The organism is Enterococcus sp. AAFC-DPL-6103 (assembly GCF_058216595.1).
Window position 1 is genome coordinate 2,431,091 of the sequence record NZ_CM177102.1, and the last position, 18,379, is coordinate 2,449,469.

The following is an 18,379-nucleotide window of genomic DNA, read 5'->3' on the forward strand; positions in this document are numbered from 1 at the left end:
CAAAATTCACCTCACTTATTTTCTAAAACCTCAACCCGTTTGATCAAGCTAGAAATGGTGACCTCAGAATCTTCTCGATATTTTTTTAAATCTGTTATTTCAGAACTTAAATTATTATCAACTTGAGCTATACCCTCTTTTATAGAATTAATAGATTCTGATAGCTCTTTAGTTCCTTCACTTAAATTTGTTATTTCGTTGCTTTGCTGAGATAGTTCATTTTTTAATAATTCCTGTTTTTTTATTAAATCCGAAATCGACTGTGTTCCAGCCGAAGCATTTGCTTTGATATTAACTAAATTAGATTGAATTGTTTTTATTTCATTCTGATAATCTGTTAATTTTTTCTTTTTTGAACCTATTGTGAGGGTTACTTTTTGAGGTGCTAAAATACTAAACTTCTTTTCAATTACTTGTAGCCTTTCTACCGCATATAGAAATTGATTATCTACTTTGTAGCTATTTCCCAACGTGATTAATTCATATCTCTTATCAAGTAAGCCTAATTCAATTGCTTCAACATCCCATGTAACTAACATAAGGCTCTGATCTTTTAACCACTGCTGACCTCTTCCTTTTAAAATTGATGGTTCTTTTACATTTGGAAATTCGACAATTCCTGTGTTTAAACCAAATTTTTCAATTAAAGAAGGATCATCAAGATAATTCTTGCCATTATTTACTGATTCAATTGTGTATTTGGGTCTTGAATAATCTGTGCCAACCTCAATATCTGTTTCAGAGTTGTCTTCGATATCCTGCCCAACAGGAACAATTCGTGTGAAAAGTTCTGAAATATCAATATCTCGAGTAGCGCTTTTTAGGTTTTTTGTCAGCTGTAATGGGGTATCACTATCATTCCCATAATTCGATACATAATCTAAGTAATTTGTGTTGCCTACATGTCGAAGAATTAAGTTTCCGTTTAGTCTATCTAACAGCTTTTCTTTGATTGTTTCTGCTGTACTTTGATAGCCTAGCCCCCTTAATAGATCACCATTATCTATTATGTCAACATTACCTAACTTAAACCTTTTATAAGCTTCCACTTGTTTATTATGAGTATCAATTATTTTTTGTAAATAATCTCTGACAGTCATTCGAGTCGGCTTCATATATGTTTGCACAGAATCATATAAAAAAGCTTTCTCATCTTCCACAAGGAAAGACTGAGAAAAGCTCCCTGATGCATCCATTTTATTTGTTATTTTAGCTACTCGACCATAAAAAATTTCTTGTTCTCGTACAACATCTATAATTTGAATAAAATTAACAATAGGCTCTATCTTTTGATAGTATTTGTTGTTAATGTTGAATGTAAATTCAAACGTAGAAATTCCTAATCCGTTTAAAGATAGATAAACTTCATTCTCCTTAATTTTTTCACCGTAGCTATAAGGCTCGTGAACAATTTTTGGATTTAGACGGTTAGGATTGTCGTATAGTAATACACGATACATTAAACCATCACCTCACTAGACATAAAGAACGAGATATGACCTTCGCCAAAAATGGTTAAATGATTGATTCCCTTTTTCAATTTAAAGAAGTAATCTTGAGACTCTCCTTTTGGAACATTAATCATAGTTTGATCATCAGTTATAATTTTCATCATCGAGGTTGCTTTTATTGTAGGACTTGAAGCATTAGCCCCGATATTTATAAGCAGAATGTTTCTTTTTCCGTGAATATAGTAACCTGTCCAGTTATCTACACTATCATCAGTGAAAAAATCCTCATCAAATACATCTGAATGAGAGATATTATCTCTTAAAGCAAAAGGATAAACATCAAATTCAACAGTCAAAGTTAAAGAATTAGTTGAAGCATCATCTTCTGGTTTTATACTTTTACACTTACCGTACCACCTGAGACCTGAACGCAACCAAGAATCTTCAATGTAATCAATTCCTTGTAGCATAAGTTCTTCTTTAACTTGGGATTCTAACGCCTTACGTTCTTCGTAAGGCGTATTTGGTCGCCAAAAAGTAACTGTAACAATGCGATTATTGAAAATTCGCTCACCAGTTAACATTGAAAAATCATATTGCCCTTGCATAAAAGGAATTTGCTCAATGATCTCTACTTCTTCCGCAGAAGGAGCATCGTGTTCAATAATGTAGAAACCATGTTCTTTACTATTAAAACGACCTTTAGCCATATATTCTACAATTTCAATCAACTACGATACCTCCCATCTTGCTTTTGTTGTTCTGCTAAATTAAGATTCATCGGGCTACCCAGTGCTCCCACTACTTGTCCAGTATCCATAACAACGGTTAAATGACGTATCTCTTCTAAGATTTCTACCATTTTATTCATTGGCGTATTATCTATAGAATGTTTTATCTCAATTGCATTTGATCGTTTCATCAAGCGACTCCCCGTGATAGAATGATGAATTCTTGAAATCATATCTCTTGCACTTTGAACAGCAACTGACGTGTCCTCCTTAATACCTTCTGCAACACCCCGTGCAAGGAAAACACCAACGTCATATTTCAATAGACGTGATGGCGATTTAATCTTTGCTTTTTTCTGTGCTTCTGCATTAACTGCGGCTACTAAATTTTGCATAGCAGACACAGCTTCACCTTGGCTTGACCGAATACCAGAAGCCACACCTTTTGCCATGTTAGAACCGACAGATGTCATGTTGACTGAACCAGCACCACTTTTTATCGCATTACCTAATTCTCTACCAGCGTTATTAGCTGATGAAACTTTTGATAATATTCCTTGTACAAAATTATCACCTAAAGTTTTACCTGCATTTCTAGCCTCAGGAGCTTTTTTACGTATACCTGTTACGGTACTTGATCCTAGTTCAGCTCCTGCACGTTCTGAGTCAGATTTTTTAGATCTTACACCTTTATTTTTACTGTCAGCGTTCCCTTTACCAGCTTGTTCATGTTCTCTGTCTTTTTTTCTAGTTCCTTTTGCACCCGCACTACTATTTTCAGCAGCAGTTCTTTCAGAATTAGACTTTTGAGAAGATACACCCGTATTCATTGAATTCATTAATTCTTTACCGACATTATTGATTTCAATACGTCCTGAATTTAATCCTTCAACTAATTTGTTTTTTCCATCCTGACCATTTTTAAACAAAGCTGGTGGCAATGCTTGCAAAGTGTTAACAATGTCATTCTTCGACATATTTGCCCATAATTTAGGATCATTACTTTGCAACCCTTGAACTAGTCCGTTAGAACCATCAATTCCTCGTTGACGTAACATTCCAGCTATTAAAGCCATTTGTTGGTCAATGCTAGCACCGTTGTTTACATACGATTGATAAATACCTAAAAGCTGCTGGTCTGTCACTCCTTTTAATTGAGCTAGATTGTCGGCAGTTACAGATATTTTATTCGCGCCATTTTGTGAAATAATCGCTAGAAGCTGCGCTCCTTGTTCTAATTCACTTTGACGTATCTGATCGTTCTGTGTTTGTAATTGCGTAATTTGGTTTTGGAAAGCTGCTTTTTCAGATTCAGTTTTTGCTTGGTTCTTTTGTGTCTCCAGTTGCTGAATTTGTGCATTATTCTCCTGCACTTGCTGTGCTTGAATTTCTCCAAGAGTTTTTAGACTCGATAAAGTTTGTTCTTTTTCTTGTTCACTTAACGCTTGGTTGTTATTCAGCTTATTTACACCAGCTTCGACAAACTGTTTCTGTTGCTCTACTAATTGATCACGAATGATATTTGTTTGATTTTGCAAAGTTGCTCGTTGCTGATCTGTTAACTCTTGACCTTCTATCGTTTTACTATTCTTCAACTGATTGGAGTAATCAGTATATACTTTTAACAGATCGCTATTGTTTGATTGAACAGCCTTCATATACTCAGTTGAAGCATTGGCAAAAATCTTTTGTTTTTCAGCTTCCGATTTACCTTCTGCCGCTTCAATCTGCTTATTATAGGTTTCAACAGCCTTTTTTTGTTGCTCTTTTATATTTGTCACTAAATCAAGCGTATGATTGAAATAAGCTTCTACTCCTGCCGTACTACCATTTTGCTGTGAGAAAAGTTCAGTCATTGCCTGTTTAGCTTCATCAAGTTTTGAGGAATAATTTTCAACACTATTTGATACCTCTTCCATATTCATGGACATGGCTTTCGTAGTGTCTTTCGATTTCTTCCCTAATTCTTCTGTGCTTTTAGCTGCTTTTTTTAGAGCAGAATCGGAGAACATTGTATCCCAGTCTTTTCCGATATCAGATAAACTTTTCTTCACATCTTTAAATGATTTATCGGCTCCTTTTGAATCGCCTTTTAATCTTTGCCAAAGTCCTTTTACACCGTTTGCAATTGCCATTATTGCATTTACTACCGTTTTTCCTACAGTAACAATAGCACGTAATCCATCTACAAAACCTGAAATAGCAAAAGTAACTCCAACGATAGTTCCTGTTCCCAACCACTTAAATATATTTCCTAATCCTTTTATTGTCTTAGTAACACTCGCAGAACTAGGAAGTACACTTTTAAATGATTTTACTATTCCACCAAATGCAGTTTTTAAATAGCCTTGAATGTTCATAAAATTGGACTTCCAAGCTTGCACTACACCGACTATTGTTGTGGTTATCGCTAATAGGATAGCTGTTATAGGATTACTTAACATAGCCATTGTTAATCTTCCCATGGATTTAATAGCTGTAAGAGACATTGTTTTAAAACCATTACCAATTTTTTTCGTTCCCATCGAAACAGATACACCTAATCCCGATAAAATAGTACCTGATTTTCCAGCAGAAGTTGATAAATTTGTTAGCGAAACTATAGGGTGTCTCACGCTTGAAGCAAACTTAGAAAACGTAGGAAAAGTTTCAGATAAAGCGCTTTTTATAGACATAAATCCTCTACGAACAGCGTTAAATTCTGTCTGGCTTTTTAAAGAAGCCAGACTCCCCTTAAACGAATCAGAAAATACAAGCATTTGAGCTTTAATTGTATTGCTTCCTGATGATATTGCTCGTAATAGAGGATTTAACACAAAGTTTCTCCATTGACTATCAAGTTTAGTCGATGCGCTAAATACCTTGGCTAAGGCTCCTGAAACATTTCTAGAGAAATTAACAATTTCTCCTGTTACATTTTTTAGAATTGTATAACCTTTAAAAGCACTCCATAATTTTATTGCTTTTTTGGCATAATCTGCTATTTTATCAGCGTTTTCTTGAACATAAGTTGAGAATTGAACAATTGTATTTGAACCCTGATCTACGATAGATTTGAATTTATCAACCGTACTAGAAGACTCTAAAAAATTTCTGCTAGAATTAGTAAGTTCGCCTACTACACTAGATAATGCACTTTTTACAACAGGAGCAACTTCTGTAAAAGAATTTTTAACTACATCAATATAAGGTTTAGCAATAGAAGCAAAATTTTCAAAACTGGTTGCCGCTTTCTTCAATACACTTTCTATAGTAGCACCTGCTGTCGTAATCAATTCTGCTGCAGTCATTCCGCCCACAGCTTTATTGAACTTATCAAAAGCTTCAATTGAGCGTGTTACTCCACGTACTACTGCTGTCTTAGCATTAGACATTGCCATCGCCATACCATCTGTAGCAGAACGTGCCATTGCCGCAAAACCATTTGCTCCTCCATCAAGTTCAATTAATTTATCAGCAAATTGGTCAAATGTAATCGTTCCTTCTTTCAAAGCATCATAAAAATCTGTTTGAGCAGATTGTCCTGCGAATCCAAAAGCGTTAGCGGTCTTTGTTAATGCGATAGGCATTGTTTCTTGAAGCGTGCGCCAAGCCATCATATCTACTTTTCCTACTGCTAACATTTGAGTAAATTGTTGTAATCCTCGAGAAGCATCCGCACTACTTGAGCCAGAAGCTAGGAAAGCATCATTTAATGCAATGGTTAACTTCGTAGATTTACCTAAGTTTCCTGTTAACACAGTCAACCGTTGCGCAGTAGATACGACCTCATTCAACGGAGTAGGTAATCCTTGAACACCTTTTGATAAATCATTTACAGCCTTTGTAGATTCTTCTGCACTAAATCCTAACTGTTTCATAACTTTAGGAAAGTTATTCATAGTATCATATCGGCTAATGGCTCCTGTAAAACTATTAGTTACAGTAGTTGCTGCTAAGCTAGCAGCTTTGTAAATACCTATTGCACTAACTATTGAGCCAAAACTGCTTCTTACTTTAGATACTTGACCTGACAATCCTGAAGTTCCAGCAGAAAATCTTTTCAATGAACCTACAGCGCTGTTCATCGTTCTCGTAAAACCTTTGTCACGAGCTGTAAGTATTGCTGCTACTGATTTACTTTGTGCCACGTTGTCTCCTCCTTTCCCCAACAATTTTTCTTGCTAGCTCTAGTCGGCGAGCGTTTTCTTCTAATTCATTTAGCTTTTCCGTTTCTCGTTGCAAAATTTCTCCTCGCACATCACGTTCAAGCTTTTCAAAATCATAGACATCTTTCACTTCGTTAAAAATGTAGCGTTGACCTTTTTCATCTGGTGTTGTAAAGAGACGGGTAGCTAACGCATTAACGTATAGCTTCCTTTCTTCGTTAATTGCACGTAAATTTACAGCTTTTATCCGTAAATTAAATTCATAAGGAGTCATACGCTCAATTTCTTTTAAGGTGATATTGGGAAAATGTTGAAAACAAGTGACAACTATTTCGTCATAATCTAAGCTGTCGTTTCTTGTTGATTGGCTTCCATTTGCTCCATCTGTTCCATGTAATCCATGATTTTTTCGATTGCTTCTAGTGCTTTTTTCGTCCGAAGAGCTGTTAACGGTGCTTGCTTCAAGAAAGAGATAAAATTTTCAAACAACGTTAAGACCTCGTCTGATGTTTCTAAATAATCGTCAATTTCTTTCGTTGTTAAGTCATCGTAAGTAATTAAAGCTGCGTGCATTAATTTTTGAAAAGCGAAAGCATCGCCATCTTGTAACCCTCCGATCAGTTGAACAAAGCCATCAACTTCTTCAACATCTGGTTTTAAAGCGTTAAGTTCATTTAAAAATTTAAAGCCAAAAATCAAAGGATATTTTTTTCCGTTAATTGTCGCGACTGGTTTTACGTTTGTTGACATGCAAAATTCCTCCTAAAAAAGGAAGACCTATACTAGATCTTCCTAATTATTTATTCATTTTTCTGTAGTAATGATAAAAGTGTTTCTTTTGTATCAGATGTTTTATATTCTATGTTTTTTTCATCTAATTTAGCTTTCATTTCATTAGCAGTCATATTCATAGAGTAAGCAGATTGTAATACAACATCAGAAGTACCTAATTCTAAATGTTCATAATATAAAGTAACTTTTACTCGATCAGAAGTCTTAATCCCCTGTTTATAATACCTAAACTGTTTTTTAGAAGTTAATTCTTCTGATAGTTTTACTATTTGTTGCCTTTCATCATTTACAATTAAACTGATTTTGTTTGGCGTTATCCCTTCATATTTTCCTGTAACGTAATTACTACCTATAGAGTAAACATCTGGAGTAATCAGACCTGTTTTAAATGATGGAATCTCTATTTCTACAGTTTCTTTTTCTTTACCGTTTATAGTATAAACGCCAACTAAAATGTACTCACCAGTTGCTATCGACGTATTTGATAATATTTTAGAAATTCGTAGTGGTGAGCCTCCTTCACTTACCAAAACTCTTCCCGCTTTTTTATAGATTCGAAACTTTTCAAAAAATCCGCTCATTTTAATCACCTCACTTCCGCTCTATCTATCATATTCATAAAAGAATGTCATGATTGTACAGTAAAAGCAGGAATAGCTACTTTTTCAGATTCTTTATCATCTTGCACACGTACAATATGATACGTTCCTGCTGTTACTTTTGCTCCCGCACTAAGTCCAGTAATTGTTAATGGACTTGCTCCTTCGACCACTTTTTCACTACCTTTATAAATACGATAATTATTTGCCATGATTATTCTTCCTCCTTCACTTTTACAACAGCACCATCTGATGTCGGCGTTACACTTTCAACTTTAGGCACTTCAATTGTTTGTGGGGTGTATTTTTCTACTGGTTCTTCTGGTTCTGCTCCAGCCACTGTGTCATAGAAGAAAGCACGTGCAAGTTCTTCGTTTTCAGTATCAACCGTTGCCCATCCATCTACTAAATCACCATTTAAAACTAATGTAGGTTTGATACTTGAATTCGAATCAGATTCTGCAGAATCTCCAAATGAGTCCAACAAACCTGTGCCGAATTCTGCTTCATATTTTCCTGTTTTTGGATCTTTTTTATCAAAATTAATGCGCCATACATCAATTTCTAAACCGTTACGATAAGCGTATTTCAACATGTTATAGGTTTCTGTACCTGTTCGTAAAAATTCCATTTCAATAGAAGCTGACGGCATTCCCGATGTAGGAACATTTCCGTCTTTCGTTGATTGCGTGTCTGTTTTTGTTTCTGACTTATATTCGTGTGAAATTTCTAAAGCTAGCAACTTTGCTGCTGTTGTTGCACGTTCACGGGTTAGCCGAAACATCAATTTGATTTTTTTACCTTGAGTTGCTTTTTCCATCGCGTTTTTCCTTCTTTCTTATTCAAATTCTAATGTTATATCAAGTACGCCATGTGCAAGATTCGTCCCAAAATTTGTTGTATTTTCATAAATGATCTCTGTACTACTTTCTGTTACTAACCAAGTAAAATTCTTAGTCTGACGTAATTCATAAACGATTTTTCGCACATTTGATAATAATTGATTTAATTCTCGTCGTTTATCGTCATGATCATAAACATGAATTATAATATTTGTTGAACCTAACGTTCTTGTTTTTGTTTGTCTATCCTTAGACCATTGTTCACCTAAGAAAACAAACGGATAAGAAGCTTCATCATCTGGTAAATGTGCATAGGTTTCATAGCCTGCTTGCTCCAAAATGACAAATAGTGCTTCGTAAAATTCAGAATACGGGTCTTTAAAGGTCATTTTACTAACGCCTCCATATCGTTGATGAATCTCTTAGCAGCTGCCGCATGCCCTTTTTTCATATAGAAACGTCCGTACATATAACGCGTTCCATACTCTACATAGGGTGAATAATCAGCCATTGCTTCGACTTCGCCAGTCATTCCGTCATCTTTAATAGAAGGTGTCTCACTTCGTTTTAAGTATCCACTTTTGACTGGTGTTTCTTTTGCAATTTGATTTGCCATATAGGCAGTATCATTTTTTACAATTGCTTTTACATCGTCCATCTTTTTTGCTTCTTCAATTGTTTCGATTAAATCGTCAATTCCTGAAATATCTACTCGGTAAGTCATCGATACTCACTTCCGTACACTGTTGTTCCTTTACTGACTTTTAGGTTTTTGACAATCGTAAATTTTTTTAATTTATTTTCTTCATCGTCATAATATTCAAGAAAACCAGATCGCATCGTAATCCGATCTCTAAAACGAAAAATGACCATTTGCTCCTTTACAGTAGGAAAAATGGTCATTTGTTTTTCTGTTCCAACTTCGGTTACACTACCTATCAAGTTTTCCGAAATCAATTCATGTTTTTTGTTGTAATAATTAATACAGGTTCTCATAAAAATGATACCTTTCTTTTTCTAGTTAGTCCTTTTTCTTCAAGATAATCATTGATTTCACTTTGAAATTCTCCAAAATCATCTAAATTATAGGAAATGGTTTCTTCTGACTGGGAATGTTGTTCCATTCCTTCATACCCCAACCGATTATATCGTTTAACCACTACAGCAGACACGATGTAATCTAGTTTATCGGGAATCTCATTAGCTTTAAGCTTTATAAGCAACTGTTTTTCAGTCATTTCTATAATTTTTCTGATTTTTTCTTTATCTTTATTAAATGTTTCTTCTGAAATATCTAATAAAAGGCGGAAATCATTAAGGTTCATTTTTTCACCTACTATTCTACTTCAATAACTGCCCCATCTACCGTTGTTGTTACCTTTTTAACGGTCGGGGCGCTTACTTTGAATCGTAAGAGACGTAAATGGCAGGGCGAGCTTTTTCAGTTACGATAGCATCGTAATAGTTTAATCCTTTGATGGTATCTCTGTAGCCGTCACGGTCTTGTGAAGCTGGAATTAGATCAATAGAGTTGTATTTTTCAACTGGCGAACAAACCTCCAAAGGAACAAGAATATAATTAATTTTCTTTGTAGAATCTACCTGCAAACGAGATTTTGCAACTTTTTGAATAATAGTATCTGAACCGTCTAACTGCGCAACTTTACGGTTAATACCTGAAATTTGTTGCTCATTCGTAGTAAATGTTTTTGAAACACCTTTTGCGTTTTTTAATGCTGAATAGTAGTCAGTAGATGCAAACATAATAAACGGACCAACAATTTCTGCATCTGTCATGTAGGCTTCTGCCGTATCATAAGAAACCAAAGAGTTTTCCGTAGTAATGGTTTCTTTTACCGTTTTTCCAACGTATTTCCCTTCGCTATCATCATCCGCAGCATCAGCAAATGCCGCTTCTAATAAGCGTTGTACAGCAGTTCGATCTTTTTCAGGAATCGCAATTAAACGAGTATGCTCTTCCACAAGCGCTTGAACTTCGTAGGAAGCATTTTCTGATTGATCTAAGGTGTCTAAATCATAACCAAACCAACGTTCTTTCTCTAATTTGAACGTTTCTTTTGCTACGTCAATTTTTGAACGTTTATTGTCTTCATTACGTTTATAATCACTAGCAGTAAAACCTTTCATTTTGTTGATACGGACTTCTTTTGCACCTACAAAATCCGCTTCAGTTACTGCAGAAGCTCCACCTTTTAATAAATCCCAGACTTGCGAACCTGAAGCAAATTCTTTATCAATTTCTTTTAAGTCTTTGCTATCTAAAATAACTGGCATAATTTTTCATCTCCTATTTCTTTTCTAAATTTTTAGCTAAATTACTGCGCCAATCAGTTTCTTTCGTTACTGTAGCAACATTTACTGCTTGACCTTTTAATAATTCTTTTTGGATACCGTCTCTTGCTTTTGAAATAATTTGTTTTAATTCATCTACTGCTTTCTTTGTATCCTCATCTGTATCTTTCACAAGCAACAAATCGGCTTGTGAAGCACTTACGTAGTCGGAAAGTCCGTTTTCGGATAAATCATTGCGGACAGACTCAGCACGCGTTAAACGGTCAATACGAGCTTGTGCTTCCTTTTCTCGTTTTTCCGCTAGCGCTTCTTTTTCTGTAGCTTCTTGTTCTTTTGCCTTAATACGTTCTTCCGCAGTCATTTGCTCGTAAGATTTTTGCTTTTCCCAGTCAGATTTTGCTTGCTCCACCGCTTTTTTAGTTTCTGCTGCAACCATCTTGGCAACATCATCACGAGTAAAGGTTTTTCCTGTTTCTTTTCCGTCTGGATTTTCATCTTCTTGATTCTGAGAACCTCTATTTTGATCATCATGATTTTGACCATTAGGATTTGAATCATCCGCGAAAAATTGTAGTTTCATCGGTAATAATAAACGTTTATTGGCTTTCATTTTGTTTCCTCCAGTCATTACGTGACCAATCGAAATTTAATAAGTTACGCCTATCAATCGAAACAGCTTCCTCTTTAACGCCTGTAAGCAGTAAGAAGGCAATAAAAAAAGACTAACGTTTGTTAGACTTTTCATCTTTATATGCTGGCGCAGTGCTACACCGACACCAGTTATGAATAGGACTTGCATTGCTTCCTGCGATCATTTCTGAAACTTTATGTGGGTTGGCACTTGCTATTCCTACACAAATTGGACAAGCGCTTGGCTCTACGATTAGATTATATTCATCATACCCGTACTTTTCGTAACTTTGCTTTTGTATCTCGCTTTGAATTCTAGAAGACTCACTAATCATTAATCTTCTAGCCACATAATCTGCAGTCTCTTTTCCTCTCAAACTATCAATTACTACTAATTTACGTAATTCTCTAGCTAAAATATCAGGATGTTTGCCTGCAATTAAACCAACTGTAAGCAATCGATCAATATTTGCTTTTAAAATATCTTGATTCAACCACAAACGCTGTGAAAATGTCGCATTATGAAATGAACCATCAATAATTGCTTTCGCAAATTTTCGATAAGTTTCTTCAGAAAGAATTGACTCACCCAAAATTCCTGCTTGTCGTTTGAATTCTGCAACTGCTTCACTCATCAACTGATTATTAAAATAAGTCTGTAGTTGATTTGTATTATCGGTTAAATAGATGCCAATACTTGATTTCAACAATTCTAAGCGATTTACCTTCATTGTTAAGTTATATAACCGGAGCTGATCATTTGCTTCTTTTGAAAAATCTCTAGTTTGTACATAGAATTTTGCTTTATTAGCAAAAGCCTGAACTTCATGTTTACTTACACGTCGTTTTGCTTCTTCAATAGAAATTTTTTCCCTTCCAGCATAATTTGAATAGAATTGTTCTATTTCTGATTCTATCTTTACCCACAATTGTTTATAACGTCTGTGAATTTCCTGTTCATAACTTATGTGCCGTCTTAACATTTCTTCAATATGTTTCGCTTCACGATCAGCCCAATAATTACTCATGTTCTTCGGTCACTTCCTCCGTAGTTTGAGTAAATTTTGCAAAATCAATTTGAGGATTTAAACGTTCTTTCGTCTCTTCATCTTTTATACGCTCCATTTCTTGAGTCACGTCAGGGACAATCGATAATACGCCTAATTGCGTTTCTCTTGAAACGATACCTTCAAGTTTTTGTGCGGTTTCTGCCTCATCTCTAATATTTCTAGGAATATTGAATTCAAAATTATATTCTAAATTAAACCATTCCTTTGTTTTGGCTGCAGACACATTCGTAGGTAATGAAAAAATCATTTTATACATTTGTGCATATCCTTTTTTGAATTTTCTAGCTTTCGCTTGTGCTAGATTTCTAGGATTTTGCATTTTAAATTCTAACGAGATACCTGAAGCATTATTGCTGAAACTTTCATCATTTGCGTTGTAAGTCATCGACATTTGATAAATCAGACGTTCTAGTCGATCTAATAAATTTTCTTGTGTCGTATCAGAACTAGGTTTATCCAAAAAATTAATGTCTACGGTTTCTCCTTCAGATAAAGGTGTAGCGCTGTTAATCACTCTGTTGTCACGCAAATAAGCAGAAACATCTTCGTTCGATAAATCTACACCTATCATTTTTAAGTAGGCATCTGCAAAATAACTCACGTCATTTGCTTTTTCTGATAAGGCTTCATTGTAATTGTTAATCAGAGACCACACCGATTCAATACGTCCTTGTCGTTCATCATTTTCCATAAACTCAATCATAGGAACTTCACCGTATGGATTAGTGATTGCCTCTTTTCCACCTAGTAAATATGACAAAGCTTTCTGAAAAACAGTTAGTCCTTGTTTAGGCTCCAATCGTTTGGAAGTCTTGTCCTTCGTAAAAATAAACGTCTCTGTGCTATTTTGTGGGTAAACAGTCGCTGTTAGTTCATCTCTTGTCATTTTGTTATATAGAACTGCAAACATAGGTGCTTTTAATAAATCATCTGCATAAACGATAAACCCTTGTGTAGGTTTTAGATATGTCACACATGTTTCTGCTTCTTCGTTTTGATATAAAAGCTTATAAGCATGTCCATAAATAGCAGTTAGCTTAGAAAGCTCTGCATCGTTGTCTTCTTCCTCGTTTCTTTTACGAAAATCTTGGACAAATTCTTTTATCTCACCATCAGGATGAGTAATCTTTGTTGGTTTACCGTTAAAGAAAGCTGCGGAACTATCTACAACATAACGCGCAAAATTAACCGCAATTCTATGATCAGGTTTTCCAATCCCTTTGTTTTTTTGATAATAAATGTCATGTTGACCGTTGTAGAGCTTTTCCAGCTCCTCGTAAAATCCGATTAGTTTTCGATGCTTATTGATATATTTGTCCACTAACTGTTCATTAATCTCTGCGTTTTTATCACAATAAAATACACGATTTCCTAAAAGGTCAACGAATTCACGTATTTTCCCCTCAGTGTTTGGTCTACTTACTTCTTCTGTCATCAAATAACCCCCTTTACACTTTGTAATTTAATACCTTGAGCTTTGAAAATTACTGTATATACAAAATATCTCAATGCATCACAAGCGTGATCGTATTGTTTAACTGGCTTATCCTCACCTCTATCGGCTGCTTTTTCATCCCAAATATAAGAAGAAATTTCTGTAAATAAATTTTTACATTTACTTGAAAAATAGATAGTTCCTTTATTCATTGCAACTTGTGTTGCCCTAATACCATCTAAAACATTATTCTTCGCTTTTATTACTGTAAATCCCTCTTTTCTCAACTGTGCAATAAAAGATGCAGCGGATGGATCGACAATAACTTTTACTTTTTTATTTCCAACAAACTCTCTTAATTCTCTACTGTATTCTTCATCTGTTTTTTGTCTCGATGAATCACGACCTGAATAATAATACTCATCAATGCAATACCATTGCTTATCATATTTAGCCCATAATAAAAAGACTGTGGCATTTTGTGTACCATAGTCTATAGACACATAGTATTGAGTTGCTGTTGTATTTGCAGGAGGTTCCTTAACCATCGTATCTTTATTGAAGTTATCAAAAATAATTCCTTCTGAAAGTACCCACAGCCCGCGAATAAAACGATCGTAGAACACGCCTGAATACATTCTCTTATAGCGATCAATTACTTTTGCGCTTAAAGAAGGATTATCTTCCATTTCAAAATGAATCCGAATAGCATGTTTTTCAGTTAGCTTGTCAATCCATTCTAATTTAAACCAGTGATGTGGACCTGCTGGGTTACAGTTAAACCATGACTTAGCGCCCTCTACTGATAGACGAGCTGTCGCTTGGTTAACGAATGATTGAGGCATAAGGGCTACTTCATCAAAAAAGAACCCTGCAGCTGTTAAACCTTGTACTAAATCTTGTGATGCTTCATCTTTACCACCAAATAAAAAGAAATAGTTTGTCTTACCATTTTTGATGATTTCCAAAATATTGTCTGTGCGGTTGTCTTTAACAGCATAGCCACGACCGCGAAGCATTTTCTTTAATGGTCTAATCACATTACGTCTTAATGACCCAATCGTTTTGCCAGCCATTCCAAACTGTTCTTCATCGTAACTTTCCATTGCCCAAAAGATATATGACAACGACATAATAACTGTTTTACCTGCACGTACAGAACCATCACAAATGATTGCTTCTTTATCTTTATATTTAGGGTTTTCCCACCAAGATAAAACTTGCTTTTGTTTCTTAGAAAAAGGGGTAAATTTAAAAACAACTGACGTTTTAGGTCTACGTTTCGATGTTGTCATCGTCCCACACCTCACTATCAGTTGCAGTTTCTTTAATAGCATTCATGAAACCATCATCTCCAATTTCTTCATGGCTAATATCACCATTTTGAATTTGTAGACGTCTAATTTCAGCAGAAATCTTTTCGGTTTGTCGTTCAAGTAAACCTCTTCTAGTTTCGTTCAATGTAATATCTTCTAACTGCTTAATAGCTTTAGCTAACTGCTTGCTAATCCGAGTTAATGAATCTTCAATTGAAAGAATGTCATCAATTTTACGATGTGTTTTTCTGCTAACTTGAACATCTTGCATAACCTCTCGTTTAATTTCTAGCTTTTTACCGTCTTTTTCAATCGGCGTTTTGATTTTCCTTAACTGTTGCAGACGTTCGATTTCTTCATCGTTTAAACCAGCCTCGGCTTGCTGGATTCTCTTCATCATACGAAATTGTCTTATCTTAAGTAGACGTATTTCTTCAGACAAAACAAAAGAAGGATCATCATTCAGACTAGAATAGATGTCCTTCTCTTCATCACTTAGTGTCTCAAAAAATATGGTTTCATACTCACCAGTTTTCAAAGCGTTCTTGTTCCCTACTGGAGGTGATGCTCGGCTATTGCCTTTATTCCCTCTGGCATTTTGATTGCCAATAGGTGCGCCACCTTTATTTGTAGTACTACAAGGATTATTTGAAGTACTACATTCATCTTTTTGCAGTACTTCATTCCATTTGTCACGTGATTTCCATGCTGAAATAGTTTTTTCTGGGACAGATAACTTTTCAGAAATTTCTCGATTAGTTATTGTTCCATTAGACTTTTTAAACAATTCGAAAGCTTTATCACGTCTTGGATCGCGTTGCCTTGCCATTCAAACCACACCACCTCACAATCTTTTTTAGGTTGAGTTTTGTTTTTCTAAATAATCAAATTTGTTAATTCTCTTATTGTTTCATCGAGAATGCTACAAGTTATACTACTAATTTTTGTTTCATCCAATGTAGTTGATCTCAATATTGTATTGCCATTATCTGACATTTCAAAATGTTTTAATCCGTTATTACCATGTGCTTCCATACATAAATATCTATATATGCCATCATACCAATCGGATTTACCTAAACGTTCAAATAACTTATATATTCCTTTTGTCTTTCCGTCATCATTATACCAGGGCACCAATTTATGTCCGTAAAGTGAGTCAAGTTCTTTTAAATATTGAGTAATTTCAGATTTATTTTGTTCATACAGATCAATCTGTATATTTAAAGATGGATCTTGTTCGCGCATTTTTTCTAACCTTTTATTATTTTTTTGAGCATTGTATTGTTTTTCCATATCTCTATAAGTATTTAATTGATATGCTTTACTTCTTTTAAATGAATCTTTACTCAGAATATATTTTAAGTAAATACAATTTTCCAACATTATCCGTGTTAGAGATAAAATACCTGTATAATGTTTTTTATCTAATAAAATATTGATAGATATTTTTAAATTTAAAATTTCAAAGCCGATGTCTGTTGAAACCATATAATGCAAAGGTTCTTCTACTTCTGGTATCTTATTTGCAATAGTTTTTAGTACTTTTTCATAATCTTTAATACTTTGATCGTCTTCTTTGATAAAATTATTTTTCAATCTAGTAACCTCCCTTATTTTCATATTGATTATCTCTCAATCATCAATGTCTTTCAACATAAGGTCAGCTTCAATCAATATCTTTAAATCGACAACTTAATTAAGTTGCATCTTTTCACCTCAGATATCTATCAATGTTCGTTTGAATGTTTTTTTCATCAAAATAGCCGTGACCACAGTAAACTAAACGACAGCTGTCTAACTCGAAAGGAGTAGCTTCTCTCGTCATTTCGATGATTGAGTATTTATTTTTTATTTGAACAGACTGTACTGCACGAATTGGGTCATCATCATTCGGATGAGGATATTTATTTGATAGTGATACATACCAGTAGTTTCTTATTGCATAACCTCCTTTATGTAAAACAAAAAGATCACCTCAAGTCGAGATGATCCTTAACAAACAAATTTTAAATTATTACTTAAGAGTAGCAGTTCCTTTATTTATTATATACTTTTTACTACATTCATCACAGTTAACCCATGTGCTCTTATCACGAAAACCAGGTATATCATCTTTGTCGTAAGTTACAGTCCCTTTTCCACATGGGCATTTGTATTCCATATGGATTATATAACCAGGGCCAGCACCATAGCCTGGATGCGGTTCTTGAGAGCTATCAATCAATTCTAGATTCATTTTTATTCACCTCCTTCAAAATAAAGATACCTCTTACTTTGAAAAAAGCCAATATTTTAACAAATAAAACTTAAATTTAGAATAGTCACAATCGCATAGATAAAACGTATGCGTGAGTAGTTTTTAGTTGATTATGACTATTCAAGAAGAAGCTACTAACGATGAGGGAGACTACCTCCCTTCGTTTATTTTGTCGATCCTGTTTTCTAATCTTTCGACACTATCATAATATCACGTTAAATCGTTCAAACCCCCTACACTTTCCCTACAAAATCCCTATAAAAACCCTACAAAATTATAGATAAGCAATCAACGCTCCTTTTTTATACGCTTCTGCAAATTCAATTAGTGCATTGGATTTTAATTTCTCTACATTTTTCTCTCCGTAACCGCAAATCAATTGACCGATTTCATAATTTGAATGCTTTTCAACGTCGCAGAAACTATAATAAAGTATCTGTCGGCTAATCAAACTAAGTGCCATTAAAGCTCCTAGAATCGCATTTCGTTCTGTTTCAGCATCTGCTAATTGGATCATTGCATCTTCTGTTTTATTGCCGTGTTTCGGTGACCGTGGCATATCCGTAATAATCGGAGACTTAATATCTACCAAAGAGCGACCAGCGAGTCGCTCTAAACGTCTAAAGTTTTTAAGTACATCTCTCGCATTGCATCTTGTCTGTCTGAAATCTACCTCTCGTAGTAACTGCATCAAGTCAAATCGCTCCTTTTTTATGCTATAATGTCATTGACTAGATAATATTAAGCGCTGAGCTTTGACTTGGTGCTTTTTTAATATTTAATTTTTATTTT

At 34.7% G+C, this 18,379-nt stretch carries 22 protein-coding genes; all 22 read right to left on the reverse strand.

Going from position 1 to position 18,379, the window contains the following annotated elements; genetic code table 11:
- Nucleotides 1–11 precede the first annotated feature (11 nt).
- Nucleotides 12–1,460, reverse strand: coding sequence for a phage tail spike protein (locus AC4BC3_RS11520; RefSeq protein WP_490466561.1), 1,449 nt, complete (start codon nucleotides 1,458–1,460; stop codon nucleotides 12–14).
- Nucleotides 1,460–2,182 carry a phage tail family protein gene (locus AC4BC3_RS11525; protein WP_490466562.1) on the reverse strand — a complete coding sequence of 241 codons (723 nt, stop codon included), beginning with the start codon at nucleotides 2,180–2,182 and terminating at the stop codon, nucleotides 1,460–1,462. The genes AC4BC3_RS11520 and AC4BC3_RS11525 overlap by 1 nt, the downstream gene beginning before the upstream one ends.
- Entirely contained in the window at nucleotides 2,179–6,312 is a 4,134-nt protein-coding gene (locus tag AC4BC3_RS11530; RefSeq protein WP_490466563.1) for a tape measure protein, read from the reverse strand. Before AC4BC3_RS11530 ends, AC4BC3_RS11525 begins: the two co-directional genes overlap by 4 nt.
- Nucleotides 6,299–6,604 (reverse strand): hypothetical protein, encoded by a 306-nt coding sequence (locus AC4BC3_RS11535; protein WP_490466564.1) that lies wholly within the window; start codon nucleotides 6,602–6,604, stop codon nucleotides 6,299–6,301. The genes AC4BC3_RS11530 and AC4BC3_RS11535 overlap by 14 nt, the downstream gene beginning before the upstream one ends.
- 68 nt (nucleotides 6,605–6,672) lie before the next feature.
- Complete coding sequence (locus tag AC4BC3_RS11540; protein WP_490466565.1) at nucleotides 6,673–7,080, reverse strand: tail assembly chaperone; 408 nt, start codon at nucleotides 7,078–7,080, stop codon at nucleotides 6,673–6,675.
- Nucleotides 7,081–7,130: 50 nt separating this feature from the next.
- Nucleotides 7,131–7,703: an immunoglobulin-like domain-containing protein gene (locus AC4BC3_RS11545; RefSeq protein WP_490466566.1), complete on the reverse strand. Its 573-nt coding sequence runs from the start codon at nucleotides 7,701–7,703 to the stop codon at nucleotides 7,131–7,133.
- 47 nt (nucleotides 7,704–7,750) lie between these two features.
- On the reverse strand, nucleotides 7,751–7,933 hold the full coding sequence (locus tag AC4BC3_RS11550) for a hypothetical protein (protein WP_490466567.1): 183 nt from the start codon (nucleotides 7,931–7,933) through the stop codon (nucleotides 7,751–7,753).
- A 2-nt stretch (nucleotides 7,934–7,935) separates the two neighbouring features.
- Complete coding sequence (locus AC4BC3_RS11555; RefSeq protein ID WP_490466568.1) at nucleotides 7,936–8,541, reverse strand: phage major tail protein, TP901-1 family; 606 nt, start codon at nucleotides 8,539–8,541, stop codon at nucleotides 7,936–7,938.
- Nucleotides 8,542–8,559: 18 nt separating this feature from the next.
- The gene (locus AC4BC3_RS11560) at nucleotides 8,560–8,952 is read right to left on the reverse strand and encodes a tail completion protein gp17 (RefSeq protein WP_490466569.1); all 393 of its coding nucleotides are present in this window, start codon (nucleotides 8,950–8,952) and stop codon (nucleotides 8,560–8,562) included.
- Nucleotides 8,949–9,287 carry an HK97-gp10 family putative phage morphogenesis protein gene (locus AC4BC3_RS11565; RefSeq protein ID WP_490466570.1) on the reverse strand — a complete coding sequence of 113 codons (339 nt, stop codon included), beginning with the start codon at nucleotides 9,285–9,287 and terminating at the stop codon, nucleotides 8,949–8,951. Before AC4BC3_RS11565 ends, AC4BC3_RS11560 begins: the two co-directional genes overlap by 4 nt.
- Nucleotides 9,284–9,559 (reverse strand): hypothetical protein, encoded by a 276-nt coding sequence (locus AC4BC3_RS11570; protein WP_490466571.1) that lies wholly within the window; start codon nucleotides 9,557–9,559, stop codon nucleotides 9,284–9,286. Before AC4BC3_RS11570 ends, AC4BC3_RS11565 begins: the two co-directional genes overlap by 4 nt.
- The gene (locus AC4BC3_RS11575; protein WP_490466572.1) at nucleotides 9,556–9,888 is read right to left on the reverse strand and encodes a phage head-tail connector protein; all 333 of its coding nucleotides are present in this window, start codon (nucleotides 9,886–9,888) and stop codon (nucleotides 9,556–9,558) included. Before AC4BC3_RS11575 ends, AC4BC3_RS11570 begins: the two co-directional genes overlap by 4 nt.
- Before the next feature lie 73 nt (nucleotides 9,889–9,961).
- Entirely contained in the window at nucleotides 9,962–10,858 is an 897-nt protein-coding gene (locus AC4BC3_RS11580; RefSeq protein WP_490466573.1) for a capsid protein, read from the reverse strand.
- Between the two features lie 13 nt (nucleotides 10,859–10,871).
- Nucleotides 10,872–11,486: a hypothetical protein gene (locus AC4BC3_RS11585; protein ID WP_490466574.1), complete on the reverse strand. Its 615-nt coding sequence runs from the start codon at nucleotides 11,484–11,486 to the stop codon at nucleotides 10,872–10,874.
- Nucleotides 11,487–11,598: 112 nt separating this feature from the next.
- Nucleotides 11,599–12,534: a minor capsid protein gene (locus AC4BC3_RS11590; RefSeq protein WP_490466575.1), complete on the reverse strand. Its 936-nt coding sequence runs from the start codon at nucleotides 12,532–12,534 to the stop codon at nucleotides 11,599–11,601.
- Entirely contained in the window at nucleotides 12,527–14,011 is a 1,485-nt protein-coding gene (locus AC4BC3_RS11595; protein ID WP_490466576.1) for a phage portal protein, read from the reverse strand. The genes AC4BC3_RS11590 and AC4BC3_RS11595 overlap by 8 nt, the downstream gene beginning before the upstream one ends.
- On the reverse strand, nucleotides 14,011–15,306 hold the full coding sequence (locus AC4BC3_RS11600) for a PBSX family phage terminase large subunit (RefSeq protein WP_490466577.1): 1,296 nt from the start codon (nucleotides 15,304–15,306) through the stop codon (nucleotides 14,011–14,013). Before AC4BC3_RS11600 ends, AC4BC3_RS11595 begins: the two co-directional genes overlap by 1 nt.
- Complete coding sequence (terS, locus tag AC4BC3_RS11605) at nucleotides 15,287–16,156, reverse strand: phage terminase small subunit (RefSeq protein WP_490466578.1); 870 nt, start codon at nucleotides 16,154–16,156, stop codon at nucleotides 15,287–15,289. Before terS ends, AC4BC3_RS11600 begins: the two co-directional genes overlap by 20 nt.
- A gap of 47 nt (nucleotides 16,157–16,203) precedes the next feature.
- Entirely contained in the window at nucleotides 16,204–16,926 is a 723-nt protein-coding gene (locus tag AC4BC3_RS11610) for a DUF5677 domain-containing protein (RefSeq protein ID WP_490466579.1), read from the reverse strand.
- Nucleotides 16,927–17,041: 115 nt separating this feature from the next.
- Nucleotides 17,042–17,269, reverse strand: coding sequence for a hypothetical protein (locus AC4BC3_RS11615; RefSeq protein ID WP_490467317.1), 228 nt, complete (start codon nucleotides 17,267–17,269; stop codon nucleotides 17,042–17,044).
- A gap of 75 nt (nucleotides 17,270–17,344) precedes the next feature.
- Nucleotides 17,345–17,566 (reverse strand): hypothetical protein, encoded by a 222-nt coding sequence (locus AC4BC3_RS11620; protein ID WP_181916335.1) that lies wholly within the window; start codon nucleotides 17,564–17,566, stop codon nucleotides 17,345–17,347.
- Between the two features lie 295 nt (nucleotides 17,567–17,861).
- A complete protein-coding gene (locus AC4BC3_RS11625) occupies nucleotides 17,862–18,278 on the reverse strand; it encodes an ArpU family phage packaging/lysis transcriptional regulator (RefSeq protein WP_490466580.1) in 417 nt (138 codons plus the stop codon).
- Between the last annotated feature and the right edge of the window lie 101 nt (nucleotides 18,279–18,379).

Bases quoted from the DNA above. Each gene is read 5' to 3' on its own strand.
- AC4BC3_RS11580 (WP_490466573.1), bottom strand. From the start codon at position 10,858: ATGCCAGTTATTTTAGATAGCAAAGACTTAAAAGAAATTGATAAAGAA.
- AC4BC3_RS11555 (WP_490466568.1), bottom strand. From the start codon at position 8,541: ATGGAAAAAGCAACTCAAGGTAAAAAAATCAAATTGATGTTTCGGCTA.
- AC4BC3_RS11600 (WP_490466577.1), bottom strand. From the start codon at position 15,306: ATGACAACATCGAAACGTAGACCTAAAACGTCAGTTGTTTTTAAATTT.
- AC4BC3_RS11535 (WP_490466564.1), bottom strand. From the start codon at position 6,604: ATGACTCCTTATGAATTTAATTTACGGATAAAAGCTGTAAATTTACGT.
- AC4BC3_RS11540 (WP_490466565.1), bottom strand. From the start codon at position 7,080: ATGTCAACAAACGTAAAACCAGTCGCGACAATTAACGGAAAAAAATAT.
- AC4BC3_RS11565 (WP_490466570.1), bottom strand. From the start codon at position 9,287: ATGACTTACCGAGTAGATATTTCAGGAATTGACGATTTAATCGAAACA.
- AC4BC3_RS11595 (WP_490466576.1), bottom strand. From the start codon at position 14,011: ATGACAGAAGAAGTAAGTAGACCAAACACTGAGGGGAAAATACGTGAA.
- AC4BC3_RS11575 (WP_490466572.1), bottom strand. From the start codon at position 9,888: ATGAACCTTAATGATTTCCGCCTTTTATTAGATATTTCAGAAGAAACA.
- AC4BC3_RS11545 (WP_490466566.1), bottom strand. From the start codon at position 7,703: ATGAGCGGATTTTTTGAAAAGTTTCGAATCTATAAAAAAGCGGGAAGA.
- AC4BC3_RS11625 (WP_490466580.1), bottom strand. From the start codon at position 18,278: ATGCAGTTACTACGAGAGGTAGATTTCAGACAGACAAGATGCAATGCG.
- AC4BC3_RS11585 (WP_490466574.1), bottom strand. From the start codon at position 11,486: ATGAAAGCCAATAAACGTTTATTATTACCGATGAAACTACAATTTTTC.
- AC4BC3_RS11570 (WP_490466571.1), bottom strand. From the start codon at position 9,559: ATGAGAACCTGTATTAATTATTACAACAAAAAACATGAATTGATTTCG.
- AC4BC3_RS11550 (WP_490466567.1), bottom strand. From the start codon at position 7,933: ATGGCAAATAATTATCGTATTTATAAAGGTAGTGAAAAAGTGGTCGAA.
- AC4BC3_RS11590 (WP_490466575.1), bottom strand. From the start codon at position 12,534: ATGAGTAATTATTGGGCTGATCGTGAAGCGAAACATATTGAAGAAATG.
- AC4BC3_RS11620 (WP_181916335.1), bottom strand. From the start codon at position 17,566: ATGAATCTAGAATTGATTGATAGCTCTCAAGAACCGCATCCAGGCTAT.
- terS (WP_490466578.1), bottom strand. From the start codon at position 16,156: ATGGCAAGGCAACGCGATCCAAGACGTGATAAAGCTTTCGAATTGTTT.
- AC4BC3_RS11560 (WP_490466569.1), bottom strand. From the start codon at position 8,952: ATGACCTTTAAAGACCCGTATTCTGAATTTTACGAAGCACTATTTGTC.
- AC4BC3_RS11520 (WP_490466561.1), bottom strand. From the start codon at position 1,460: ATGTATCGTGTATTACTATACGACAATCCTAACCGTCTAAATCCAAAA.